Origin of the sequence: Dactylosporangium vinaceum, from assembly GCF_019904175.1 — a bacterium.
Classification (GTDB): Bacteria; Actinomycetota; Actinomycetes; order Mycobacteriales; family Micromonosporaceae; genus Dactylosporangium; species Dactylosporangium vinaceum.
On the sequence record NZ_CP061913.1, the window covers coordinates 3,859,658 to 3,885,282 of the forward strand.

13 protein-coding genes and 1 pseudogene are annotated in these 25,625 nt (G+C 71.4%); 7 read left to right on the top strand and 7 right to left on the bottom strand.

The window, feature by feature from the left end; translation table 11 throughout:
* Window positions 1-334: 334 nt before the first annotated feature.
* From Dvina_RS17310 to Dvina_RS17325, 4 genes are read right to left on the bottom strand one after another with little or no spacing between them, the layout of a single operon-like run.
* Window positions 335-2,248, bottom strand: a complete 1,914-nt coding sequence (locus Dvina_RS17310; protein ID WP_223103499.1) for a caspase family protein — start codon at window positions 2,246-2,248, stop codon at window positions 335-337.
* Between the two features lie 17 nt (window positions 2,249-2,265).
* Window positions 2,266-4,395 (bottom strand): tetratricopeptide repeat protein, encoded by a 2,130-nt coding sequence (locus Dvina_RS17315; RefSeq protein WP_223103500.1) that lies wholly within the window; start codon window positions 4,393-4,395, stop codon window positions 2,266-2,268.
* Window positions 4,392-5,627 (bottom strand): CHAT domain-containing protein, encoded by a 1,236-nt coding sequence (locus tag Dvina_RS17320; protein ID WP_246656546.1) that lies wholly within the window; start codon window positions 5,625-5,627, stop codon window positions 4,392-4,394. Before Dvina_RS17320 ends, Dvina_RS17315 begins: the two co-directional genes overlap by 4 nt.
* A complete protein-coding gene (locus Dvina_RS17325; protein WP_223103502.1) occupies window positions 5,627-7,540 on the bottom strand; it encodes a tetratricopeptide repeat protein in 1,914 nt (637 codons plus the stop codon). The genes Dvina_RS17320 and Dvina_RS17325 overlap by 1 nt, the downstream gene beginning before the upstream one ends.
* An 801-nt stretch (window positions 7,541-8,341) precedes the next feature.
* Between Dvina_RS17325 and Dvina_RS54285 the strand changes: the two genes are divergently transcribed.
* From Dvina_RS54285 to Dvina_RS17335, 3 genes and pseudogenes are all read left to right on the top strand, one after another.
* Window positions 8,342-8,578 carry a hypothetical protein gene (locus Dvina_RS54285; protein ID WP_246656274.1) on the top strand — a complete coding sequence of 79 codons (237 nt, stop codon included), beginning with the start codon at window positions 8,342-8,344 and terminating at the stop codon, window positions 8,576-8,578.
* On the top strand, window positions 8,575-9,813 hold the full coding sequence (ltrA, locus tag Dvina_RS17330; RefSeq protein WP_246656275.1) for a group II intron reverse transcriptase/maturase: 1,239 nt from the start codon (window positions 8,575-8,577) through the stop codon (window positions 9,811-9,813). The genes Dvina_RS54285 and ltrA overlap by 4 nt, the downstream gene beginning before the upstream one ends.
* A 194-nt stretch (window positions 9,814-10,007) precedes the next feature.
* Window positions 10,008-10,226, top strand: a pseudogene (locus Dvina_RS17335) (IS1380 family transposase); the annotation flags it as partial.
* A gap of 405 nt (window positions 10,227-10,631) precedes the next feature.
* On the opposite strand, the gene Dvina_RS17340 reads toward Dvina_RS17335, so the two are convergent.
* Entirely contained in the window at window positions 10,632-11,561 is a 930-nt protein-coding gene (locus tag Dvina_RS17340; protein ID WP_223103503.1) for a hypothetical protein, read from the bottom strand.
* Between the two features lie 24 nt (window positions 11,562-11,585).
* Window positions 11,586-12,215: a LamG domain-containing protein gene (locus Dvina_RS17345; RefSeq protein WP_223103504.1), complete on the bottom strand. Its 630-nt coding sequence runs from the start codon at window positions 12,213-12,215 to the stop codon at window positions 11,586-11,588.
* 403 nt (window positions 12,216-12,618) lie between these two features.
* On the opposite strand from Dvina_RS17345, the gene Dvina_RS17350 reads away from it, so the two are divergent.
* From Dvina_RS17350 to Dvina_RS17365, 4 genes are all read left to right on the top strand, one after another.
* Window positions 12,619-17,604 (top strand): hypothetical protein, encoded by a 4,986-nt coding sequence (locus Dvina_RS17350; protein WP_223103505.1) that lies wholly within the window; start codon window positions 12,619-12,621, stop codon window positions 17,602-17,604.
* 74 nt (window positions 17,605-17,678) lie between these two features.
* Window positions 17,679-24,302 carry an RHS repeat domain-containing protein gene (locus tag Dvina_RS17355; protein WP_223103506.1) on the top strand — a complete coding sequence of 2,208 codons (6,624 nt, stop codon included), beginning with the start codon at window positions 17,679-17,681 and terminating at the stop codon, window positions 24,300-24,302.
* A 1-nt stretch (window position 24,303) separates the two neighbouring features.
* Window positions 24,304-24,579, top strand: coding sequence for a hypothetical protein (locus tag Dvina_RS17360; RefSeq protein WP_223103507.1), 276 nt, complete (start codon window positions 24,304-24,306; stop codon window positions 24,577-24,579).
* Between the two features lie 10 nt (window positions 24,580-24,589).
* Window positions 24,590-24,808: a hypothetical protein gene (locus tag Dvina_RS17365; RefSeq protein WP_223103508.1), complete on the top strand. Its 219-nt coding sequence runs from the start codon at window positions 24,590-24,592 to the stop codon at window positions 24,806-24,808.
* 23 nt (window positions 24,809-24,831) lie between these two features.
* On the opposite strand, the gene Dvina_RS17370 is transcribed toward Dvina_RS17365, so the two are convergent.
* Window positions 24,832-25,491: a class I SAM-dependent DNA methyltransferase gene (locus Dvina_RS17370; protein ID WP_223103509.1), complete on the bottom strand. Its 660-nt coding sequence runs from the start codon at window positions 25,489-25,491 to the stop codon at window positions 24,832-24,834.
* Window positions 25,492-25,625 lie beyond the last annotated feature (134 nt).

The window sequence follows — 25,625 nt, forward strand, 5'->3', positions numbered from 1 at the left end:
GATGTGACAGCGGTGGATCTGCAGCGGGCGGTGCGAGCCGGGCGGACCGCCGTGCGGCTGCCCCCCACTGGGCGCCCCGATCGGGCCCGGTGCGGTGGCCGCCGTCCGGCAGGCCGAGGCGAGTCCGGCGGCCGGTGCGGCAGCGCGGCGGCGGCCGCGTCTCCGCGCGACGCCGTGGAGCTGGCGGCGCTGGGCCGGTCCGTGCTGTAAACCCAGTTGCTGCAGCTGCGCGGGCCGCTCAACGAGCTCCAGGCCGGCCGTCCGGCCCTGGCAGCCCGGCTGCGACACGTGCGAGACCGGCTCGACCGGCGGCCGGCACGCGTCGAGCCCGGGCTCATGGTGCTGCGCTCGGCATCACCGTCCTGACCTCGGTCACGGTGACCCCCCAGTGCAACGCGGGCTGCGGTTCCGCGGCAAGGTCCCGACGCACCGCGCGGAGGCCGAGTCGGCCGAGGATGCCGGTGATGCCGGCACCACGCCGGCCGCGGGCCGGCCCGCGGGGTAGCTCGCCCAGTCGGGGCAGCGTGAACGGGTATGAGCTGAACTCCTGCTCCGCGACCAGCAGGACGAGCCAGTCGGTGCCTGACCCGCCCGGCTGCGCGACCCGTTCCGACGGCAGTGAGAGGTCGATCGGCGCGTTCCCTCCGGCCTGCACGGTGTGGTGCCCGGCGAGGTAGGCGCCCGGAAACAAGCCCGGGTGCATGCGGTACCGGTCGGTCAGGTCGAGCAGGACGCAGAACAATGTGCGATCCGTGGTGTTGTGCAGCCGGACGAATACCTGCGGTGCTACCCAACGGGTGCCGCTCCAGGTGTACGCGAACTCGACCGGCCCGGCCGACGACACCATTGCCGCATCCGGTCCGGCGGGCACGACCTCGATCCGGACCGCGCCGGCGAGGACCGGCGACGGGTTCGCCAGGTTGCGCACCTGTAGCCAGCGGGCGATGTGCTCGAGATCGCGCACCGTCTGCCCGATCGCTCGGTCGTGGACGCCGGGCACCCGGACCAGCGGCTCGTGGTCGCTGCTGGTGATCTCGATCGCGCGGTCGTCGCCGGCCTGGCGCACCCGTAGCACGAGGCCGCCGTCTCGCTCCTGGCCGGGTGACACGATGCGGATGTGTGGCGACGGGCGGCGACCGGGGCCGGCGGCCCGCACCGCCGCGGCGAGGCGGCGGGTGACGTCCTCGCCCGCGCTGACCACCACCGCCACCGCGGGCATGGGCATATCGGTGAGCACCATTTCGTACTGCTGCTCGGCCACCGGCGCCCAGCCGGTCGGCTCGACGATGCTGTGACCGGGGCGGACCGCGGCGACCCGGACCTCCTGCAACGGCTCAGAGCCGTGCACAGCCAGCCGAGATTCAGCGGCGACGCCGTGAATCGCGCCCAGATCGACCTCCCACGCGTCGCGCAGGTAACGCATGGTCACCTGCGCGGCCCGGAGACGCAGCGCTCCGCCGAGGAATTCCCGGTCGGCGTCGTCGCCGACCGCCTCGATCGTCGGGACCTGGCGCGCGAACCGGCCCTCGACCCGGCAGCGGGCGTCTTCGAGCATCTGACGGTAGGTTGCGTGACGGCCGATACGCCCCAGCGTGTGCAGGACCGCCTCGCTGAACACACCGTGCACGCCGTCGGTGAACCAGGCCTCGTTGGCCAGTTGGAACTCGTTGCAGGCCGACAGCGCCACGTGCCCCGGCGCCTGGAAGCCGATCGCCGGATCGGCCGGGAGCAGGTCGTCCGACGTCGGCTGCGGCTGTGCCGGGGGCACGGACCGGGGCTCGCGGCCGGTGGGCGAGCCGCGCAGGCCACTGCGAGCATGACACGAGTCCTGAATGGACACGAGGCGGGCGCCGCGCGCGAGCACCTCCCGGACCAGTACCGCCAGCTCCTTGTCGTACAGGTCGGATGCCCCGGCGCGACTGTCGTGGCAGACGAGCGTCTGGGACGTACCCGCGTTCTCGGTGAGCCGGAACCGCGGCGGCAGCGGCCCGGTGGAGCCGTGCCCGCTGAACCAGAACAGCGCAGTGTCGTCCGGGCCGGCCGCACCGAGATGGTCGCGGAATCCCCGGATGATCGCGGCCCGGGTCGCCTGCTCGTCGCACAGGGTCAGGACCGACAGCTCGACGGGGTCTATCCGGTCCCGCAGCAGCTGCTCGGCCAGCCTGATGTCGTTGACGCAGCCCTGCAGGTTGCGCACCGCGGCACGGTACCGATCGATGCCGACCAGCAGCGCGTATACCTTCGGCATTGCGGCCTCCTGCCGAGTCAGATGATGAGGGGACGGTCGAGGGCGGCACCGATCGCCCGGAGCCGGCGGGCGAGGCCCTCGTGGTGCTCCGCGAGCGCGTCGAGCCGGCGTTGCTGCAGCTGCTCGCGCCAGCCGACGCCGCGGCCGTTCTCGAGCGCGCCGAGCGCGGCCGCACGATCCTTTTGCACCAGCGCGGCGGCCCCGTCCAGCGCCAGGCTCGAGAACCGGGCCAGCGTGTACGGGCGGTCCGCGGCGGTGGCGCCGAGCCAGGCGATCCGCTCGGCCAGGTCGAGCGCGGCCCGCATGGCGGCAGCGCCCGCGTTCGCGTCGCCGCCGGCCGCCCGGACCCGCAGGTCGGCCAGCCGCCAGGCGCACACCAGCCGGTCCTGCGCGTTGGCCGCGGGGTCGTCGGCCACCTCCCGGGTCACCTCGAGCGCCTCCGGCAGCACCGTGTCGTCGCCCATGGCGATCAGTGCGGCGGCCAGGTTGCCCAGCACGACTGCCCGGTCCGGATGCCCGGCGGGCAGCAGCCGCAGCGCCTGCCGGTGCAGCTCGGCACCGGCGGCCGGTTCGCCGGCCCCGGCCAGGGCGTTGCCGAGGTTGGACAGGTACTTCGGCCGTGCGGGCGAGCTGGCCGGAGTGTGCGCGATCGCCGCCCGCAGCACGGGCGGTGCGTCGGCCGGGTCACCGTTACCGAACTCGGCCAGGGACTGCAGTGCGGCACCCAGGTTCGACAGGTGCCGGGCCCGGCCGGTCCGGGCTAGCCGGGCGGCCAGCCGCAGGACCTGCACGGCCTCGTCGAGGTCACGCTGCGACCGCCGGCGCGCGCCCCGCAGCCGCAGCGCGTTGCCGAGGTTGCTGAGCCGGTCCGGCCGCCCGGGGTCATGGGTGGTCGCACCGGCACCGGCGCGGCCGGCGTCCACGGCCGCGTCGAGGTCGGCGCCGAGCCCCGTGCGCAGGTAGCGGGTCATCATGATGCCGCTGAGATTGGTGAAGGCATCGGCGTGCGCCGTCGTTCCCGGCTCCGCGGCCTGCAGCGACGCCGTGGCCGCTCGGGCCGCCTCGTCGAGGGTCGCGATGCTGCCGGTGCGAGCGGCGCGCAGGTGCAGCGCCGTGGCGAGATTCGTGGAGTCCATATTCCGGGCCATCGACACCGCCCGGTCGAGACGGGCGTCGTCGCCGGTCAGCTCCGCGCGGCGGATCGCCACCGCAGTGAGGTTGACCAGGATCGCGCGCTCCGGGCGCAGCCGGGCCGCGGTGAGCAGCAGGGCCTCGGCCCGCTCAAGGTCGTCAGCGTCGTCGCCGAGCTCGGCCCGGTAGGCCAGGGCGGCAGCGAGACCGGCCAGGCGCCGAGCCCGCATCGCGTGCTGCGGCGGGGTCCCTTGCACGGCCCGGGCCAGGGCGTCCAGGGCCTGCGCGAGCTCGTGCTCGTCGGCGACGGCCTGGGCCCGGCTCAGCAGTACACCGCCGAGGACGGCCAGCATCTGCGGTGAGGAATCCTGTTCGGCGGCCTCCCTGGCGAGCTCGGCGGCGCGGTCGATGTCGGCCGGCTCGCCGGTGCGGCGGAAGCGGGTGCGCAGCGCGTCGGCCAGGTTGGCTCGGTAGGCCGGCCGGCGGGGGTCGTCGGCCGATGCGGCGTCGAGGCCGGCCCCGATGGCGGCGATACTGCGGTCAAGGTCGTCGGCGCCCGGCCGGGCCCGGGACCGGGCCGCCAGGGCAGCGCCCAGGTTGACCAGATACGCGGGCCGGGCCGGGTCGTCGGTGGCGGTCAGGCGCACCGCCTCGTCGAAGGCCTCGACCGCCGCGTCGAGATCGGTCGCACCGCCCCGGACCAGCAGGGTGTTGCCGAGATTGGCCAGGCACAGCGCCCGGTCCGCCGGGCCGGCCGCGAGGGCGGCGTGCAGCAGCCGGAGTGCCGAGGTGAGCCCGTCGGGACGGCGGCCCCGCTCCCACTGCCGGCGAACGATCGACCCGAGCGTCGCCAGCGTGCGCGGCCGGATCGGGTCGTCCGGCCCGAGCGTCTCGAGCACCGCCTGCACCGCGGTTTCGGCGGCGTCGAGGTCGGCGGCCGACCCGGTCCGATCGGCCGCGGCGGTCCACTGCGCCGCGGCGGCGATCAGGTCGGCACGCGACGGCCGATCCGTCATGGGCCCGTGTGCGTGAACGGCGTCCAGACACTGGGGGTGCCCGGATGGCGGTCGCGCAACGCCCGGACCGCATGATGCAACGCCACCGCGGCCTCGCCGGCGTGCAGCACACCGCCGTGCACGATGTCGCCGTAGACCCGGCCGGCCACCTCGGCCGCCTCGTCATCCAGGACCGACCACAGTGTGGCGATGACGTGCCGGTAGCCGGTGTAGTGCAGCGCCGCCGCCAGAGTGATGGCCTCGTCTGGCAGGTGCACCCCGCCGACAGCGGTCTTGCAGCCCGACAAATACGCGAATGCGCCTTGGTACTGCTGCGAGCTCAGGTCGGTCACGGTGAGCCGCCCGTCATGGACCAGCAAACCACCGCGTGAGGGATCAGCGAGGTCCTGCTCGCCGTGGCAGGCGAAGTGAGCCCAGCTGTGGTCGACGAGCCCGGTCAGGACGGCGTCGCGGGTGGCCCCGTCTCCGACCAGGCTGGTGCAGGCGTCACCGAACATCTCGTCCAGCAGCTCCCGCTCGATGTCGACGTTCGGCAGCGGCTCCTGGCCGGGGGTGTCCGGCATGCCGACGAAGAGCATCCGATCGGATCCGGCCGGCCGCGGCGGCGGTTCGTCCCGCGCCATCAGCAGCGCCCGCAGCGTCGGCGTGTACGAGGAGACGACCCGGTCGAGGACCGCCCGGCCGGGGCTGCGGTGGTAGCCGGCCGCGTGGATCGGCAGCAGGGTCAGCGGCCCGGTCGGGCACCACCAGATCCGCGGCCAGTCGTCGCCGGTTGAGCGTCCGGCGTACTCGAGCTTGTCCAGGATCCGCTCGGCGAACGCGTCCCACATCCATTGCAGGCAGTCGTCCAGGGCGGCCTCGACGGCATCGGACGACACGGTCGCGTCCATGTCGCGGGAGACGCCGCGCAGCGCTCGCACCTGCCAGGTCGTGACCACGTCCAGATAGTTCTGGACCCGCGCCACGATCGCGTCCTGCCGCAGCTCAGGCAGCTCCACGACGAGGACGTCGTCCGCTTTTACGATCAACGCGTCGCACCGCCACCGGCTGACGTTGAGGATGACGACCGGGCCGCCCTTCGCCGCGGGCAGCAGCGACTCCAGCCGTGGGGGCTGCAGGAAATCCTCAAACCCGGGAATCGCGCGGACTTGCTCGACCAGGTCGTCCCATTCGCGGGCCAGGGCCATGCGGCGGTCGACATCGTGACTGAACTGCTCAGCTCCGCCCGGCATCACGAAGCCATCAGATCAGGCGCAGATCCGGGCCGAAAGCCAGGCGATCGATTCGGGCCGAACATCCGACCCGATTCCGGCTCGAGAGCCGCCCCGACAGCGGCCAGCCGGGCCGCCAGGGCCGGCGCTACGGCCGATACCTCCCCGAGATCGGTGCGTCCGTCGAGCATCTGCGTCCACAACACGGCCCGGCCCTGCTCAAGCAATCCGGCTGCATGCACAGGTCGGCCGACATTGACCGCAGCAGCGGCGGCATCGAGCGCGGCGCCCGCCGAGCCGCGCAGGAGGGTCTCCCGCGCGCTGCGGCGCACCGCCCGCGACGCGAAGACCGGCAGCAGCGCTACCGCAACCGCGTACCCGTCGCTCGCCGACGCCCAGTCGTGCCGCCGGGCGGCGGCCGACGCCCAGGCCAGCGCCGCCCCGATCCGGGTCCGGCCGCGCGCCGAAGCCAGGCCCGCGGCCTCCCGCCAGGCAGCGTCGGCCGCCGGCGGATCGCGATGCGCCAAGGCCGCGCCCAGGGCCGACAGGATCGCGGCGCGGGCAGGCCGGCCCGGCGCCGCAGCCTGATCTGCCGCCCGGCATCGATTGATCGACTCGTCCAGGTCCGCGGGGCGGTGAGAGTGCTCGAACCGGATCCGGAGCACCACCGCGAGGTTGTACAGCACCCGCAGGTCACCGCCGGCCGCATCTGCGGCCCTGCGCAGCACCTCGACCGCCTCGTCAAGGTCGGCCCCGTCGCCGGCGACCTCGAACCGCCGCCGCAGCGCGTTGCCGAGATTCACGACCCGACCTGGCCAGGCCGGATGCTGCGCCGAGGTGTTGTCCACGGCCACCCGACTGAGCCGCATCGCCTCGGCGACATCGGCGAGGTTGCGCGTCGCCTCGAACCGGGTCAGCAGGGCGGCGCCGAGGTCGGTGGCGACCGTGGCCACCTCGTCACCGGCAGCGCCGCGCAGCGCGGCCGCAGCGGTTTCAACGGCCTCGTCGATGTCGGCGGGCTCTCCGGTGCGCAGGAACCGTGTGTGCAGCGCGGTGCTGAGATTGAGTGAGAGCCGGCTGCGGTCGAGCGGGTCGTCGCAGGATTGGACCGCCCGCCGCAGCAGGCCGACCGCCTCGTCGAGATCCGCGGCGCCACCACGGCGATCGAACCGGTCCAGGAGAGCGACCGTCAGCTGACTTGCGCGCGGAGCGAACCTCCGCTGATCTTCGGCGGTCCCGGCGAGCGCGGCCCAGCCGGTCGCGATGGCCTCGTCGAGCGCCGATGCGTCGCCCAGCCGCAGGGCCCGCAGCCGCCATACTTCACTCAGGGTACTCAGCGCCAGGCCAGGGTCGTCGCCGTCCCGGGTCGTGGTGGCGGCCTGGGCCATGTCTGCGGCCTCGCGGAGATCGGCCGGATCCCCGCCGCGACGGAATCGCCCGATCAGCGCGGCGGCCAGGTTGGATCGCATCGCGGGCAGATTCCGATCGTCGGCGGCGGCCGTGAGCACCGCCCGGCGCGCACAGTCGACGGCCTCGTCGAGATCCTCTGGCGCACCTCGCCGGCGATGCCTCAGCTGCAGCACGAGCCCGAGATCGGACCAGTAGGCCGGTCGTCTCGGATCGTCCGGCGCCGAGTCGGCCACTACCGCCTGCAGCAGACCCACAGCCCGGTCGAGCAGTGCCGGCTCGTCGATCCGCCGGACCACCGAGATGAGCTCAGCGGCGTACTCGGCGCGCGCTGCAACATCGTCTGTGTCGGGCTCGTAGGCGGCGATCAGCGCGTCCCGCACCTGTCTCGGGACCAGCTCGGCGCGGTGCTCAAGCACGATGTCATAAAGCCGGATCGCCTCATTGCGGTCCGCCGGGCTGTGATCACGCAGGTAGCGGCGCCAACAGGTCTCGGCGAGCATCGCGGTGGTTACCGGATCGGTCATGCCGCAGTGGCCTCCCCTTCTGTCCCACCAAAGGCTGACGGACAGCGTGGGCGCAACACGCCGAGACCCGCGAACTTCCCGTAGTGACCGCAGCTGGTCAGCCGATCCCGGGCCTCGTGCTCGATCTGGACGCGTCCATCGTGTTGTGTCACTCGGAGAAGGAATCCGCGACGCCGACGTAGAAACGCACGTTCGGCTACCACCCGGTGCGCCGTGAGGCGCCGTTGATTCGAGCGGAGGTGTGAGACCTTCGCCGCTGACCCTGTCGCAGCAGGGCGGTGAAGCTGAGGACAGCCTGATCCGGGAGGTGCCGGGGAGGGCGGGAGCAGTCCTGACAACGCCGGGGCGTGCTGGCACTGCCAGACGGTGCGGGCCCGGCAAGCGTGATGAAGAGGAGTACGTGAGGAACCGGCGTCTCAAAGTCTCTCAAAACCATACCGGCTCAAATCTGGTGGATACGGGCTGGGAGCGGTGCGCACCCGCGGCTGTTGGTTGGCTGCGGGGAACTCCGGGGCGGCAAATGGGTGGGTCGCCCGGAGGCCACGGTGACGTGCTGCGGGGTAGTCGTGGCGAGGCCGCAGGGACAAAGTCGGGCTCCTCCTTCGTCGAGCGAATCACGGTGAACACGGGAACCGTCCCGGTCTCGCCTGTCGTCTGCGCATCCGGCGTGGACGATCGGGCTGGGCCCATCGTCGGCCGATCAGGCTGGGACGGGGCGGAGCCGTCGTAGTACTCCGAGCTGGGGAAAGCCCAGCACATGGGGAAGGACGGCAGCGGTTTGTGCGGAAGGAGGAGACTGCAATGCCGACAGACGCGCTCGTGAATACGGGCGCTCCACCGGAACCGGCTGGTGTCACAGCCGGGCCGTTTCGGCGGGTATCGGAGATGCAGGCCAAGCTCCACTGTTGGGCGGCGGCCGACACCGGTCGCCGGTTCGATGACCTGTTTAACCTCGTGCACGACCCAGCGACGCTGATCGTGGCGTTCGAACGGGTCGCGGCAACCGGGGCGCCCGGACCGCTGGCGTGGACGGCATGACCATGGCCGACATCGAGCAGCGGATCGGCGTCCCGGCCTTCTTGGACGACCTGCGCACCGCGCTGAAAGCGGGGAGTTTCAGCCCACTGCTGGTGCGGGAACGCAGAATCCCGAAGCCGGGCGGCAGTGGACGGGTCCGGCGACTCGGGATCCCGACGCTGACCGACCGGGTCGTCCAGGCGGCACTCAAGCTGGTGCTGGAACCGATCTTCGAGGCCGACTTCCAGCCGGTCTCCTACGGGTTCCGGCCCAGGCGGCGGGCGCACGACGCGATCGCGGAGATCCAGTTGTTCGGCACCAAAGGCTACCGCTGGGTGTTGGACGCTGACATCGAGGCGTGTTTCGACTCCATCTCGCATACGGCCCTGATGGACCGGGTGCGGGCCAGGGTCAAGGACAAGCGCGTGCTGGCGCTGGTCAAGGCGTTCCTCAAGGTCGGGCTGCTCACCGAGCTCGGCAAACAGGAGGACACCCCGACCGGCACCCCGCAGGGCGGCATCCTGTCACCGCTGCTGGCCAACATCGCCCTGTCGGTGCTCGACGAGCACCTGCACGGGCCGTGGCGGCCCGGCGGGGCGATGGCCGACTCCGGTCGCCGGAGCAGACGCCGCAAGAAGGGTCTGCCGACCTGGCGTGTGGTGCGTTACGCGGACGACTTCGTCGTTCTCGTGCACGGCACCCGCACCGACGCAGAAGCCATCCGCGAGGACATCGCTCAGGTGCTGGCGCCGCTGGGCCTGCGGCTGTCGCCGGCCAAGACCCGGATCATGCACATGAGCGACGGGTTCGACTTTCTCGGGTTCCACATCCAGTGGCGCCGCAAACGGGGCACGCAGAAGTGGTACGTCTACACGTTCATCGCCCAGCGGCCGATCCGGTCGCTCAAGACGAAGATCCGTGACCAAACCCGCAGAACGTCGCAGGTCAACCCAGGGGCAGCCCTACTCAGGATCAACCAGATCCTGCACGGCTGGGCACAATACTTCAAGCACGCCGTCGCGAAGCACACCTTTCGCCACCTCCGACGTTTCGTCTGGTGGCGGATCATCCGGTGGCTGACCGTGCTGCACCGCTGGAGATGGAAGGAGATCCGCAGACGCTTCACCGACCACACCGGCCGGTGGCTGCCGCTCTCCGCCAACGGGATCACCCTGTTCGACCTCGACGCGATCTCGGTCACCCGATACCGAGGCGCGATCCCGAACCCCTGGCAACACCGAACCACACCAACCTGACAGCAACAGCCGCGGAGAGCCCGTTGCGTCGAGAGGCGCACGGCGGGTTCGGCGAGCGGCCTGGGGAAACGGACCGGCGGTAACACCGGCACCGCGCCCCAGGCCGACTCGACCCGTTCTGCTTCCTGGACAACACCCGCGAGGCGCTGTCCGGGATGCTGCGGGAAGGCCGCGCCGGGCCCAACACCACCGCCGACCTGCTCGCCTGGACCCGGTTGCTGTTGCTTGACGGCGCCCTGGCCACTGCTGAGCCCAAGCAGCTGCGCTACCGGCTTCGGCACGTCGCTGCCAGAATCACCCGCACCGTCCGCGCCCGCCAGACCCGACTCCGCATCGCCGAAACCTGGCCCTGGCCGACAGAGCGCAGCCTCGCGTTCGCGCGGCTCGCAGCCCTGCCGCAATCGACCACCTGAACCTGCACCACACCCCGACGCACCAGGTGGAGCAGCCCGGCAACGGCCGGACCATCGGCATGCCCGACGGCCAACCACGCATGCCGACGAAACATCAACCCGCCGCCAGACGGGCTTGATCAACAACTAACGAAAGACCGAGGCTGGCAGCAGGCTCTGGTCAAAGGACCGACCCCTTCCTCATTTCGGCGCGACAGTGAGCGCCGGCCTCACTGAGCCGGTCACCGTCGGTGACGAGCCGGGCGGGCAACTGCGCACCACCGGCGACAAGAGCGGTGCTGATCGACTGCATCGACACGCTACCGGCCGCGCCCGCTGGTCCATCGCCGCGCGCCGGTCCGGAACACCGCTGGTTCCAACGCTGTTCGGTCGGAGCCTGCGCCACCACGCCAGTCCCGACTCTTCTCAGCTGCCCAGCTTGACCGCGCGGCGTACGTCGTCGGCGTAGGTTTGGGGCTGTTCCCAGGCTGCGAAGTGCCCGCCGGCACGGTGTTCCACATAATCGCAAACGTTCAGGAATGCCTCGGCGTAGCTGCGCGGTACCGGTTTGATGTCGTGCGGGAACGCGGAGAGCACGGTCGGTGTCTCAATCCGGTCGGGAATGGCGACCGGTTCGGTGTAGGTGGCGAACGAGGTGCCGATCGTGCCGGTGACCCAGTAGGCGGTGACCCAGGTGAGAAACTGGTCCGGCGTGAAGGACGACTCGCCGGACCAGGCCACCAACTTCTCGACGATCCACGCCGCAAGGCCGGCAGGTGAGTCGCCGTCGGGCAGCTGCACCCGCCGCAGCCGGCTTGCCCAGTCCGCGCCGTATCCGGTCGCGAAGGGCGCGTAGTCGATGCTCACCCGGCTGGGCGCCGCGGCGGCCGAGCCGTCGGTGCGCTCCAGCCGCAGCACGGCCCCGCGCACGCCGGCGGCGGCGGTCGCCTGCTGATCGAGCACGGTCAGCCGGACGCGGCCGGGCGCCGCCGTCGCACTGTGGACGGCGTCGGTCCGGCCCAGCGACACGGTCAGGCCGCCGGTGCGCACCGAGGCGTCCGCCCCGCGCAGATCGACGTCCTGCGTCGACCCGGCCGGCCAGGCCGGAGCGCCCCGGGCCGCCGTGCGGGCCGCGGCCGCGGCGGCCGGGTCGGCGGGGCGGGTCAGCGCGGCCAGGGCGACGCCCGGGATCGGTCGGTCGGTCTGTGCCGGCAGCAGGGCCAGGGCCGGGGCGGCCGCGGCCGGCAGGGCCACCGCGGCCGGCGTCACCAGGACCGCGGCGCACAGCACCCGGACCGCGGCGCGTCCCGGGGACCGGTGCACCCGGCGGGCAAGGTCGATCATCAGGGTGGTCACGAGGCTGCCTCCAGGCGACTGGGATCAGGGAATGGTGGCGATGGAGCCGGCCGGGACGGCGCCCTGGTACACGGTGACCGTGTCGATCGCCCCGTTCCAGAAGTTGATCAGTTGGGTGGGGGCGCTGCCGTTGGCACCGGTCCACAGGCCGGCCCCGACGGTCAGCGGGCCGGTCGCGTCCCAGCCGGCGACGGCCCGGGTCGTGGTGGCGGCCAGGGCGCCGTTGACGTAGAGCGACACGGTGCTGGCGACGGCGTCGTAGACGCCGACCAGGTGCACCCAGGTGTCCACGTCGGCCGCGGTGATGGTCGCCGGGGCGGCGGCGTTGACCCATCCGGTGGCGGTCTCGCTGTCGGCGCCCGGCATCGAGAACGACCACTGACACCCCTGGTCGAATCGGAGGACTCCGAGATAGAACCCGGTGACCCGGGACCCGAACTGCCCCACGGCGATGAGGTTTCGGGTCGGCATCGCGCCGAGGCGCACCCAGGCCGACACCGTCATCGACTGGTCGGTGTGCAGGACCGGCCCGGGCGATCCGGTCGTGGGGTCGATGCTGCGGGCCGCGCCGTTGCCGGCGAAGGACAGCGCCGAGCCCTGCTGGCCGTTCGCGGTCCAGGTCACACCCGGGTTCCAGGGTGAGGTTGAGGTCATGGAAGTAGTCGGAGGAGTCGAAGGCGGTACCCCCGTTGCCCTCGTTCATGAGCCAGCGGGCGACGTTGACGTTGGCCGAGGAGGCGCCGAGACGGTCCGCCTCCTCGGCGCTGCGGCCACCCAGACCGTTCGTGTGGAACAAATCCCCCGACGACATCCTCGAACCCATCGCCCGGACCGACGGGCCGGCCACGGCCGGGCCGGGGAGTACCGATCCGGCTCGCCGTTCGACGCCCGGACGGTCCAGCCTGCTGATCCTACTGAGCAACGGATCGAAGCGCGCGGATCACGCGAATCGGATTGTTGCGCAGCAAGCGGGGCCTATCGATGCGGCCGTCTTTCCATAGAAGGATCGAGATGGTTTGCTTGCCTCGTTTCATGACCGAACGGGGGAGGGGCCGTCATGTCGTCCTGGTTTGCGCGCCCACGCCGGGTGGCGGCGCTGCTGGCCGCGCTCATCGTGACCGGCGCCCTCGTGGCCGTTCCGCAGTGGAACGAACCGGCCGGGGCCGCCCCGCCCGGGCCTGCGCAGACGCCGCCGGCGGCCGAGCTGACCGCCGCCCAGGCGCTCGCCCGGGCGCGGCTGACCCGGACCGCGGTGCCGGTGCCGGCGGCGACGACCCCGACGGACACGCTGACCGCCAACCCCAATGGGACATTGACCCTCAACCGTGCGATGGCGCCCGTGCGCAAGCGGGTCAACGGTGCCTGGACGCCACTGGACGCGACCCTGCGGGTCAACGCCGACGGGACGCTGAGCCCGGCGGTGTCCACATCGGACCTGAAGCTCTCCAGCGGCGGCACCGGGCCGCTGGCCACCATGGCCATCCAGGGTCAAAGCCTCGGCCTGACCCTGCCCTTCAAGCTCCCCGCGCCCACGCTGGCCGGGCCCATCGCCACCTACGCCGGCGTCCTGCCCGGCGTCGACCTGCAGGTCACCGCCACTGAACAGGGCGGGTTCAGCCAGGTCCTGGTCGTGCGCAACGCCACCGCGGCCGCCAACCCCGCGCTGCGGCAGCTGACCGCCCCGCTGAGCACTCGCGGCCTCACCGTGACCGCCGACACCGACGGCAACCTGCAGGCCCGTGACCGCACCGGTCGGCCTGTGTTCGCCGCCAACGCGCCGACCATGTGGGACGCCGCCGCAGCCGCGGGCAAGCTGACAGCCGGTGTCGAGCGGGCCGAGTCGAGCGCCGACGGCCCCGGCGCGGCCGCGCACAAGGCGAAGATCGGGGTCACCGTCGACGGCGGTGCGCTCACCCTGCGGCCCGACGCCGGGCTGCTCGGCGGCCCGGGCACCGTCTACCCGGTCTACATCGACCCGTCCTGGAACCCGGCGTCCAGCGCCTACGCCACGATGTCCAGCGGAGACGCCGGCTTCCGCTGGAACAACACCCCGGACCCGGACGGGCACCTGCAGGTCGGGCACAACAGCAGCATCTTCTCGCGTACCGTCATCAATTTCCCGATCAACACCGCCACGTTCTCCGGGGCCGTCATCAGCGAAGCCAAGCTGTACCTGTACGAGGTGTACGCCTCCAAGTGCAGCACCAGCGGCCAGCCGATGAACGTCTACGCCCCCGGCACCACCCTCACCCAGAGCAACGCCAAATGGAGCATGTGGGACGGGTACGACTGGGGCTCCAGCCAGGCCTCGATCAGCCTGCAGACGGCCTACAACAGCGGCTGCCCGAACAAGGCCGGCGTCTCCGCCCTCGTCACCTCAGCGGTCGTCAACGCAGTCAACACCGGCAAGACCACCCAGAGCTTCGGGCTGCGCTCCGGCAACGAGAGTGACCTGCTCAACTACAAGGAGTTCGACGCCACCGGCCCCAACACGCCGTCGCTGTCCATCACCTACAACCACCGGCCGGCCAAGCCGACCGGGCTGACCACCTCGCCCGAGACCTCGTGCTCCGGCACCCCGACGACCGTCGGCGACGGGCTGGTCTCCCTCTTCGCCCCCGTCTCGGACGCCGACAACCAGCAGCTCAACGTCGTGTTCAAGGTGACCCGGACGAGCGACGGCGCGCCGATCGCGGACAACCTCGCGAACCCGCTCACCGCCGCCTCCGGCACCCGGGCCCGGCTCGACGTCTCCGAGCTGGCGCTCAGCACCGCCTCGGGCGGCGTGGTGACCAGCATCTCCTGGCAGGCGCGAGCCGGGGACGGCGACCTCGACAGCGACTGGTCCGACCCGTGCACGTTCCGGTTCGACCCGACCACCACCGGGGCGCCGACCATCGAGCCGCAGGGCACGCCGCAGCTGGGGCAGCCGCTCACCGTCAATATCGTCAAGCCGGCGACCGGCACCGCGCCCAGCGCGTACACCTACCAGCTCAACAACGCCCTGCCCGGCCTGGTCACGGCGACCGGAAACACCACCACCATCACCGTGACGCCGACCGCGATGGCCAACGTGCTGACCGTGACCAGCCTCTCGGCCGGTAACAACATCGGTCAGACCGCGGTGCAGCCGATCGACGCGACCGGACCGGCCACCGCCCGGGCCGACCAGGACCTCACCGGTGACGGCGCCGCCGACCTGGTCACCACCGGCGGCACCAACGGGCTCTCCTCCGGCGTCTGGCTGGCGCCGGGCCGGGGCAACGGCACCGTGGCCAACGGCGGCACGAACATCGGCGTCAACGGCGCCGGCCTGGACGTCCGGCTCTCACCCGCGGAGTACGACGGCGCCCAGGTCTTCACCGGCCGGTTCAACGGCACCACCCTGCAGGACCTCGCCGCCTACTACCCGGCCGGTGACGCCGCCGGGATGTTCGTCGTCGTGGACTCCATGGGCAACGGCGCACCCCTGCAGGGCGGCCAGGGCAGCGGTCACAACCACCGCACGCACCTCAGCGACGAGTTCGGCAACAGCCCGGTCCAGCTGGTCAGCGCCGGTAACGCGTCCGGGTCGGGCCACGTGACACCGGACCTCCTCGGCATCGCCGGCGACTCGTTCGGCTACTACCTGGAGTACTACGTCGACCAGGACGGGCTGAACAACTACGACTATCCGCCGGTGATACTGGCCGACCAGACCCCGGCGGGCGACTCCCACTGGCAGGACTGGACCATCTCCAGCGCCCAGACGGCGTCCGGCCTGTGGCTGTTCCTGTGGAACAAGGCCAGCGGCGCGCTGTACCTCTGGCAGAACGTGACGTTCGACGGTCAGGCGCTGCACTCCTCTCAGCAGTACAAGCTCGCGGACACCTGGAACCAAGGCGCGACCCGGACGCTGCGCGCGGCCGACGTCGACGGCAACGGCACGCCCGACCTGTGGGCCGTCGAGACCACCGGGAGCGTCACCGCGTGGATCGTCTCCGGCCTGAGCGGGACGACGGGGACCGTGACGGCGAAGGACCCGCAGTCGCTGCTGAAGCGGTCACACGCCTGGCCGCTCAACGACTTCGCGGGCAGCGGCGCCGTCACCACAGCCGCGGACACCGTCGCCAGCCTCAACGCCACCGGCAGCGCCGGCGTGCACTGGCACGACGGTGACCTGTTCAGCCCCGACGCCATCTTCGACGGCAGCGGCGCCCTGGCCACCACCAGCGGCGGCGCGGTCGAGCCGGACAAGGACTTCAGCATCTCGGCATGGGTCAAGCCCAGCGATTACCAGGGCACCGTGTTCGCCCAGAACGGGACCAGGAACTCCACCGTCCGGCTCTACGCCGACCCGGCCAACCGCCGCTGGACGTTCGCCATGGCCTCGGCCGAGGGCAACCCCGACTCCACCTACGACCGGGTCAGCTTCGGCCCGCAGATCCAGCTCGGCGCGTGGGTCCACCTCACCGCCATCCATCAGGCCGGCGCCCACCGGATGAGCCTCTACGTCAACGCGCTGACGGCCGACCCGGTCGCGCACAACACCACGGTCAGCACGCCGGGCAACGCGGCCATCGGCGACGATCAGCAGCACAGCGCCCGAGCCGACCGGTTCAAGGGCCAGATCTCCGGCGTGGAGACGTGGGCCGTGCCGCTGAACCACAGCCAGGCGATCGCCCTCTCCGGCGCGACCGACTACGTCCGGTTCGACTCGGACGGCACCGGCTACCCGAGCGGCTCGACGTGGAGCACCCCCGGCGGGCAGCTGGCGTTCACCGCGGGCCGGCTCACCGTCACCCCGGCCGGCGGCTCCGCGAAGACCTACGGCCCAACCGGGTTCCCGCAGGCCGTGCTCACCGTGCAGGCCGACGGCAACCTCGTCATCTATCCCGACAGCAGCCGCGGGGCGGGCACCGCGCTGTGGGCCAGCGGCACCGGGGGCAAGACCGGCGACGTGTACGTCCTGCAGTCCGACGGCAGCTTCGTGTGCTTCGACAGCACGAACCAGTCCTGCTGGTCCACCGCCACGGCCGCGCCGACCGCCCCGGCCGCGACGTTCCCGCGCTCCGGCTCACCGGCGGTCTACTCACCGCTGAACGCCCACTCCGAGGTGTACTTCCGCTCCGGGACCACCATCGCGCAGCGGTGGACCGCCGCGAACGGCTGGGCCGCCGGCAGCCCCGGCCGCACGATCACCGCCGGCCGGCCGATCGCCATCTACAACCCGGTCGCCAACACGATGGACGTGTACTACAACAACAACGGCCGCCTCACCCAGTCCTACTACGGCGCCGACGGCATCTGGCACGACACCGGCGTGCTCGGCGGCACCGCGATGGTCGGCTCCCCGACCGCCGTCTACAACGCCGCACAACAAAGCCTCGAGGTGTACTTCAACGACGGCGGCACGCTGCGCGAGGTCTGGTGGCACGCGGGCACCGGCTGGTCGAGCGGCACGCTCGGCACCGGGGCCGGTAACTCCCCCCACGCCGTCTACAACGAGGCCAACCAGCACGTCGAGGTCTACTTCAACTCCGGCGGCGTGCTCAAGGAGTTCTGGTGGGCCTCGGGCTCCGGCTGGACCGGGGCGAGCCTCGGCTCGGCGATGCTCTCGACCGCATCCCCGTCGGCCGTGTACAACCCGGTCAACTCCAACGTGGAGGTCTACTACCCCAACCCGTCGGGTGCGCTGACCGAGGACTACTGGTCACCCAGCTCCAGCTGGCACCTCGGCGTCTCACTGTCCGCGACGATCACCCAGGGCGACGCGTTCGCGCTGTACAACCCGGCCACCGGCGGCATCGAGGTCTACTTCAACAACGCCGGAGTCCTCACCGAGAAATGGTGGTTCTCCAATGTCAGCTGGTCCGGCCCCGGCGCGATCGGCGGCGCGGCCGGGTCCGGCGACGCCATGACCGGCACGCCGATGGCCGTCTACGACTACACACGACAGAGCCTCGAGGTGTACTTCAGCAGCTCGGGCACGCTCGCGCAGTACACCCACACCAGCAGCGGCTGGACACCCCGCACGACGCTCCCGGGCGCGACGCTCTCCTGAGCCGGTCTCCCACCAACACACGGTTGGCGCAACGCAAAACATCTCGATCATCACGGACCTCGGGGGAACGGGACATGGACACTCGGCTCGGGTGGCGCGCGTCCACGCGCGGATTGGTCATCCTGCTGGTCGTCGCCGGGGCCACGGTGGTCCTGCCGGCGGCAGGCGATGCGGAGCCGGCGGGTCCCGGGCCGGACCCCGGGCCGCGGGTGACAAAGGTCCACGCCGTCGGGCCGCGCTACGCCAAGCAGGCGGCGCCGCCGCCGGAGTTCCGGCCGAACGCGACCGCGCTGCCGGCGCCCGGCATGGCCACGCTCACCCTGGACGGCACGGGCCGGGCCGGCGCCGCCGGGTCACCCGTCTGGGCCCGGCGGACCGCCGGCGGGCCGAACCGCGTCCGAGCCCAGGTCTACGACCGGGCCACGACCGAGCGCGCGGGCGTCTCCGGTGTCCTGCTCAGCATCGACCCGCAGACCACCGGGGACGGCACCGTCCAGGTGGGCCTCGACTACGCCGGCTTCGCCCAAGCCTACGGCGGCAATTACGCCAGCCGGCTGCGCCTCGTGCGGCTGCCCGGATGCGCCCTCTACACCCCGGACCGGCCCGAGTGCCGCGCCGCCACGCCACTGGCCTCCACCAACGATCCCGCCGCCCAGGCCGTGTCGGCCGCCGTCACCTTCACCGCCCCGGCCCGGCCCGGCCGCGGGTCGGCCGAGGCGGTCACCGCCGCCACGGCGCCGATGGTGGTCCTGGCCGCCACCGCGGGCGCCGGGCAGGAGGGCGGCGCCGCCGGGACCTACGCCGCCACGGACCTCAAGGCGTCCGGGTCGTGGTCGGCCGGGGGCAACGCCGGTGACTTCGGCTACAGCTATCCGATCGAGGTGCCGGCCGCCCCGTCGGGCCTGGTCCCGAAGCTCGCGCTGTCCTACAGCTCCTCCGCGATCGACGGGCAGACGTCGTTCACCCAGGCGCAGGCCGGGTGGGCGGGCGACGGGTGGTCGGTCGGTGGGTCGTTCATCGAGCAGACGTTCCAGGCGTGCACCGACTCCCCGGAGGGCTCCGTGGTGCCGGGCGCGACGGCGGACCTGTGCTACGCCGGGCCACTGCTGACCCTGTCGCTCAACGGGGCGTCGAGCGCACTGGTGTGGGACGCCGGCGCGAGCACCTGGCGTCCCCAGCACGAGGACGGGACCGTCGTCCGGCATGTGACCGACCAGAACAACGGCTCGGGGACGCACGACAACGACTGGTGGACGGTCACCACCCGCGACGGGACGGTCTACTCCTTCGGCCGCAACCACCTGCCCGGCTGGACCGCGAACAAGACGGCCACGAGCTCGGTCGACTCGCAGCCCGTATTCTCCGGCCACGCCGGCGACCCCTGCTACAGCCCCTCGGGCTTCGCCGCGTCCGTCTGCACCATGGCCTACCGGTGGAATCTCGACTACGTCACCGACGTCCACGGCAACGCCATGGCCTACTACTACCACCAGGACACCAACTACTACGGCCAGCGCTACGGCGCGAGCTACGTGCCGTACGTGCGCAACAGCTACGTCGACCACATCGACTACGGCTTTCGCGACGGCAACGCCTACGGCACCGTCCCGGACAAGGTGCTCTTCGGTACCGACGTGCGCTGCACCAACGAGCCGTGCACGCCGCTGAACGCCACGACGAGGGCGAACTGGCCCGACGTACCCTATGACCTGCTCTGTGCCCAGGGCGCGGCCTGCGCCTCGCCGTCGCCGTCGTTCTTCTCCACCGTCCGGCTCTCGACGATCACCACCCGGCAGTGGTCGGTGGCCGTCAACGACTACAAGGACGTCGACGCCTACGCGCTGCAGCACAGCCTGCCGGGCAACGGCGACAACACGTCCCCGACGCTGTTCCTGACCTCGATCGCCCGCACCGGCAAGGACCTGAGCGCGGGCGGCTCGACCGTGCCGATCACGCTGCCGGCGGTCACGTTCACACCGACGGCCCTGGCCAACCGCACCGACGCCCGCAACTTCCCGGCCCTGTACCGCAACCGCATCGGCACCATCACCACCGAGACCGGGTCGATCATCACGCCCACCTACAGCCTCGCCGACCCGTGCGCCGTCCCGGTCACCGTGAGCCCGGCGACGAACACCTCGTCGTGTTATCCGGTGTACTGGACGCCCGACGTCGCACCCGCGCCGCAGCTGGACTGGTTCAACAAGTACGTCGTCACGCGGATCACCCAGGATGACCCGACCGGTGGGGCGCCCACGAGCGTCACCAGCTACCAGTTCCTCGGCGGCGCGGCCTGGCACTACGACACGAACGAGCTGGTGCAGGCGCAGTACCGCACCTACGGGCAGTTCCGCGGCTACGGCGACGTGAAGACGTTCGTCGGCGACGGGGTGAACGACCGGCAGACACAGTCGCAGGCCACCTACTACCGTGGGATGTCGCGCAACAACAGCACCGTCGCGGTGACGCTTACCGACTCCCAGGGCGGCACCCACGACGACGCCGACCTGCTCGCCGGCAATCCACTGGAGGTGACCGACTCCCTGGGCAACGGCGGGCCGGTCGACCACTCCACGATCACCTCGTACTGGGTCTCGCCGGCCACCGCGACCCGCACCCGGACCGGACTGCCGGACCTGACCGCGAACTGGGTCCGCCCGGCCGAGCGCTTCGCCCGGCAGGCGATCACCGGCTCCGGGGCGACGACGTGGCAGTACACGGAGGTGAACACCACCTACGACACCACCGCAGGCAGTGCCACGTACGGCAGCGTCATCTGGGAGTACAGCCACACAGTGCCCGCCGTCGCCGCCTACGACCAGTGCACCCACACGACGTACGCCCCGCCCAACACCGCGGCAAATCTGGTCGCGCTCCCATCCGAGGTCGAGGTCGACACGGTCGCCTGCGGCGGGTTCACCGAGGGCACCCACCCGTCCGCGCCCTCCGGGCTGAACACGCTGACAGCACCGGCGGCGGTGAGCCGGCCCGCGCAGGTGGTGTCCGCCGCCCGGACCTACTACGACGATCCGGGCTTCGACATCACCTTCCCGCAGACCGTTGCGCCGTCGAAGGGCGACCCGACGATGGTGCGCACGGCGTCGGACTACAGCGGGGGCCAGTTCACCTACCAGACCGGCCGCCGGACCACCTACGACGCCCTCGGGCGGGTCAGCAGCGCGGTCGACCCGCGGGGCAACACGACCACAACCGCCTACACCGCCGACGCGGTCGGCCTCACCGTCGGCGTCACCACCACGAACGCGCTGCACCAGTCGTCGTCGGTGACGTACGCCCCGACCAGGGCGCTGACGATGGTCTCGACCGACCCCAACACCGTCTTCATCACACGGCGATACGACGCGCTGGGCAGGGCGACGGCGGTGTGGCTGGCCTCCCGCTCGCCCGCCTCCACATCGGCGAACTACAAGTACACGTACCAGATCGCCAACACCGGCCCGAACGGCCGGGTCGCCGTCACCACGGAGCAGCTCAACAGCGCCGCGCACTACGTGCCGTCGACGGTCATCTACGACGGCCTGTTCCGGGTCCGCCAGAAGCAGTCCGCATCGCCCAATGGCGGCCGGCTGGTCAGTGACACGTTCTACGACAGCCGCGGGTGGACCCGGGCCGCGTACACCGGCTGGTCCAACCCGGGCGCCGCCCCGGACACCACGCTCATCGCCCCCGACCAGGTCAACCCGCCACCGGCGATTCCCGTCCAGAACTTCTACACGTACGACGGCCTCGGCCGGGTGGTCGTCGACGCCAGTGCGGCCAACAACGTCACGGTGTCGACCACGACCACCCTGTACAACGGCAACCGGATCGTGGTCGTGCCGCCCCTCGGCGGGACCACCACCGCCGCCCGGACGGACCCGGTCGGGCGCACCGTCGAGCTCGACGACTACAGCACCGCGCCGACGCTCAACACGCCGGCCGACACCTTTACCGGCATCTGGTCCATCAGCGGCGGTACCGCGGTCGCGACCACGTTCGGCTTCGACGGCCACGGCAACCAGGTCAGCGTCACCGACGCCGACCACACCAGCTGGACCTCGGCGTACAACCTGCTGGGCCAGGTCACCGACAGGACCGACCCGGACGCCGGTTCGAGCAGCTACCACTACGACGCCGCGGGTAACCTCAGCGAGGTCACCGACGGCCGCCAGAAGGTCACGTCGTTCAAGTACGATGAGCTCAACCGCAAGGTCGGCGCCTACAACGCGCCGGCCGCGAGCCAGGGGCCGGCCAACGCAGCCGCCGTCTGGGTGTACGACAACTCGGACAACGCGGTGCCGACCATGCGCTACCCGATCGGCCACCTGACCAGCAGCACCGCCTACTGGTCCGGGGGTCAGGCGTACAAGGTGCAGTACAAGGGCTTCAATGTCTTCGGCGCGTCGACCGGTGAGACCGTCACCATCCCCGGTGGCACCGGCGGGGAGGGGGCGCTCGGCATGATGTACACGTTCGGCCACGCGTACCAGCCCCTGACCGGACTGAAGAGCTCCGACACCTACCCGGGCGCGGGCGGGCTGCCGACCGAGACGGTGAACTACGGGTATACCAGCGCCATCGACCGGCCCGACACCGTCGGCGGCCTGAGCCAGTACGAGGCCGGCACCGCCTACGACGACTGGGGCCGGGTCAGCCAGGGCACGTTGAACGCCGTGCCGAACGTGGTACAGAGTCAGTACGACGCGCACACGGGCGCACTGAAGAGCCAGACCGTCAAGCACGTCGGGGGCAGCCCGGTCGACGTCGACCGGCAGGAATACCAGTACGACCAGGCCGGCCGGCTGCTGCGGCAGACCTCGACCCGGCTCGGCGCGAGCACGCCGACCGAGACGCAGTGCTACCGCTACGACGGCCAGTCCCGCCTCACCGCCGCGTGGACGGCGACTGACGACTGCACCGCCACCCCGAGCACGGCCGACCACCACACGGTCGGCGACGGCCTCGCCGGCAGCGCCTTCTGGACGAGCTGGACGATCGACGCGCTCGGCAACCGGACCCAGCAGGTACAGCACGGCACCACCGCCGGGGTGTCCGACGCGACGACCGACTACACGTACAACGGCGCCGACGCGGGTCAGCCGCACACGCTGACCGGCACGCAGACCGGCACGCAGACCACGGCGTACCGGTACGACACGGGCGGCAACATGATCTCCCGCACCACGCCCGGCACCGGCCCGCAGACGCTGACCTGGAACGACCAGGGCCAGCTGGTCAGCGTCATCGCGGGCGGAGGGTCCAGCACGTTCAAGTACGACGCCGGCGGCAACCTGCTGATCCAGCACGACGTCGGCACGACGACGCTGTACCTGCCCGGTGAGCAGCTGGTCATGAACAACACCACCGGAGTGGTGACCGGTACCCGGTACTACCCGCTGCCGTGCGGCGCCGTCGCGATCCGCACCGGCAGCGCCGCGACCGCGTTCACCTACCAGGTCTCCGACCAGCACGGCACACCGGCGCTGTACCTGGACAACACCACCCAGAACCCCTCCTGGCGGCAGAGCATGCCCTACGGCGAACCGCGGGGCGCGGCCGGCGTCCGGCCGGACAATCACGGCTTCCTCGGCGGCCCAACGGATGCCGACACCGGGCTGACCCGCCTCGGTGCCCGCAACTACGACCCCGCCGTCGCACGGTTCCTCAGCGTCGATCCTCTCTTCGATCCCGGCGACTCCCAGCAGCTCAACGGGTACAGCTACGCGCACAACGCGCCGCCGAACGCCAGCGACCCCAGCGGGCAGCGCTCGTGCTCCGGGCCGGACGACTGCGCCGGTGACCCGAACCACGGCAACACCTCGTTCGGCAATGGCTCGTCCGAGGAGTCCTCGTACCACGACCAGCCCGGCAAGACTCAGCGCTGCGGCGGCTCGTGCCATCGCAAGTCGCCGATCGTGATGCGGCCCATCGACATCTGCGACAAGGAGCCGCTCACCCCGGGCTGCTACAGCCAGATCGCCGGGACGAAGGCGGCCTTCGGGGTCTGCTACCTCGACTCCACCGTGGCGATGGGCTTCGCCTGTGTGCAGGGCGCCGACCCGACCACGAAGACCACCGCGCAGTGCTGGGTGGCCGGCGCGACCAACCACTGCTGGTGGGACCAGGAGCCGGCGTGGAGCCCGGCCCTCGCCGTGTCGCCGGGCGCCTTGGACGACGCCTGGAACTCTTACCTCATCCAGCGGGCCCAATGGGAACAGATCATCGGCATCCGGACGGACATCTACGCCGGCAGCCCGGAAGATTGCGTCAAGGGCCACCTGTACTGCCCCGGGCTGCCCGAGTTCAATGGGCGCACCGCATCGCGGGTCAGCTGGGCGCACGCCGACGAGTGCTGGAACCGCAACATCTGCCCCAAGGGCGCTCCCGGCTGGAATGCCGGCGTGTCGGTCTGCTGGGGCGGCGGCTGCGTCTCCCTGTCGGTAACCGACGACGGCATCTACTGGGGGATCAGCGGCCCGGGCTCGGCCGGTGTCAGTTTCCAGGCCGGCATCGCCAACACGCCCACGTCGAACACCGGTGATTGGAGTGGCCAGGCCTGCGTGCAGTACTTCGTCGGGGGCTGCTACCAGGTCGGCTCGACCAACGACGGGCACGCCTACAGCGGGGTCGGCGTCACCGTCGGCATCGGGGGCGGCGTGTCGGTCACGGGCCAGTACCAGCGGAAGATCACTCTCTGAGATGCGCTACGACCTGATGGAGGCGGCGGCCCGGAAGGAGGCCGGCCCCGGCTTCCTGTTCCTGTTCGCCGCCGTCGCCGCCGCGATCGGCATCGGCCTGCTGGTGCGGGCGGCCCGCAACGACCAGATGACCCCTGACGAACGGGCCGGGCAGCACCCCACGCAGCTGGGCTCCGACATCATGGGCCGCAACCCGGCGCTCGGGAGGGGCGTCGGGTGCCTGGCCATCGTCATCGCGATCGTTGCTCTGGTGCTCGCGCTCGTCAAGCTGAGCTGAACGGCGAGCCGTGGGCGTGGGGTTCCACGCCAACGGCGAGCCGTGGGTGTGGAACTCCACACGTTGGCCGGCTCCGGCCGTCGTCGACGGTGTTGCCGTAGCGCTGGCCCCGTTGACCGCGATGTTCCTGGCGCGGCTCCTGGTCGCGCGCGGTGACCTGGCTACTGTCGACGAGCTCTCCACGCTCGCGTTGCCGTGGGGCAAGAGCAGCCAGTTCACCCGAACTTGACCGCGCTGAGTATCGGGCTGCGGTTACGCGCTTGCGGGGTCGGTCTTCCGGACCAGCATGTACCCGTATGGGGGCTCCGCTCCTTCGGCCGGCGTGCTGCCCTGGAAGATCAAGGCGAACCCGGCGGCGGCGAAGCGGTCCTCCATTTCTCGGGCGGAGAGCCAGTACCGGTCGAAGTCGATGCCGAAGCTCTCGACGCGGCTGCCGGGAGGGTTACGGTGTCCGGTGCCATCGCCGTGCTTGAAGGCGGTCACCAGGTATCCGCCCGGCTTCACTACGCGGGCGAGTTCGGCGAAGGTCGGGACCCTGGCGTCTGGTGCCAGGTAGATCAGCGAGAACCAGCACACCACCCCGGCCAGCGAGGCATCCTCGAACGGCAGGTCGCGCAGGTCGGCGACCTCGTAAGCGAAGCCGGGATTCTGCCGCTGTGCCGCCTCGATCATCTTGGGCGAGAGATCCACGCCGCGAGGCGACAGCCCCCGGCTCGCGAGGTAGGGGAGAAGGCGACCGGTGCCGCACCCAACGTCCGCAATCTCCGCGCTCACGGCCAGGGTCATCTCGGCGAACAGGTCGAGCATCGCCCGCTCGACCGGCATGCTCTCGAGCACTCCGACCAGGTTCTCGGCGTACCACTCCGAGAGCACGTCATGCGCGTTTCGCAGTTCTTCGGTTCTGGCGTCCATTCCCCGTTGACCTTCCCGTCGAGACCGATGTGGCGGCGAATCTACCCCCGGGCCGCCGGAGGCGCCTCCTATGGGGGGTGGGGATCTTTGCGCTCTGGTCGGCGGGGGCAGGACGGCTCGGCTCGGGCGCGCTA

Excerpts from the sequence above, each read along its gene's own strand:
- Dvina_RS17310 (WP_223103499.1), bottom strand. The coding sequence starts at position 2,248 with ATGCCGAAGGTATACGCGCTGCTGGTCGGCATCGATCGGTACCGTGCC.
- Dvina_RS17315 (WP_223103500.1), bottom strand. The coding sequence starts at position 4,395 with ATGACGGATCGGCCGTCGCGTGCCGACCTGATCGCCGCCGCGGCGCAG.
- Dvina_RS17320 (WP_246656546.1), bottom strand. The coding sequence starts at position 5,627 with ATGCCGGGCGGAGCTGAGCAGTTCAGTCACGATGTCGACCGCCGCATG.
- Dvina_RS17325 (WP_223103502.1), bottom strand. The coding sequence starts at position 7,540 with ATGACCGATCCGGTAACCACCGCGATGCTCGCCGAGACCTGTTGGCGC.
- Dvina_RS54285 (WP_246656274.1), top strand. The coding sequence starts at position 8,342 with ATGCCGACAGACGCGCTCGTGAATACGGGCGCTCCACCGGAACCGGCT.
- ltrA (WP_246656275.1), top strand. The coding sequence starts at position 8,575 with ATGACCATGGCCGACATCGAGCAGCGGATCGGCGTCCCGGCCTTCTTG.
- Dvina_RS17345 (WP_223103504.1), bottom strand. The coding sequence starts at position 12,215 with ATGACCTCAACCTCACCCTGGAACCCGGGTGTGACCTGGACCGCGAAC.
- Dvina_RS17350 (WP_223103505.1), top strand. The coding sequence starts at position 12,619 with ATGTCGTCCTGGTTTGCGCGCCCACGCCGGGTGGCGGCGCTGCTGGCC.
- Dvina_RS17355 (WP_223103506.1), top strand. The coding sequence starts at position 17,679 with ATGGACACTCGGCTCGGGTGGCGCGCGTCCACGCGCGGATTGGTCATC.
- Dvina_RS17360 (WP_223103507.1), top strand. The coding sequence starts at position 24,304 with ATGCGCTACGACCTGATGGAGGCGGCGGCCCGGAAGGAGGCCGGCCCC.
- Dvina_RS17370 (WP_223103509.1), bottom strand. The coding sequence starts at position 25,491 with ATGGACGCCAGAACCGAAGAACTGCGAAACGCGCATGACGTGCTCTCG.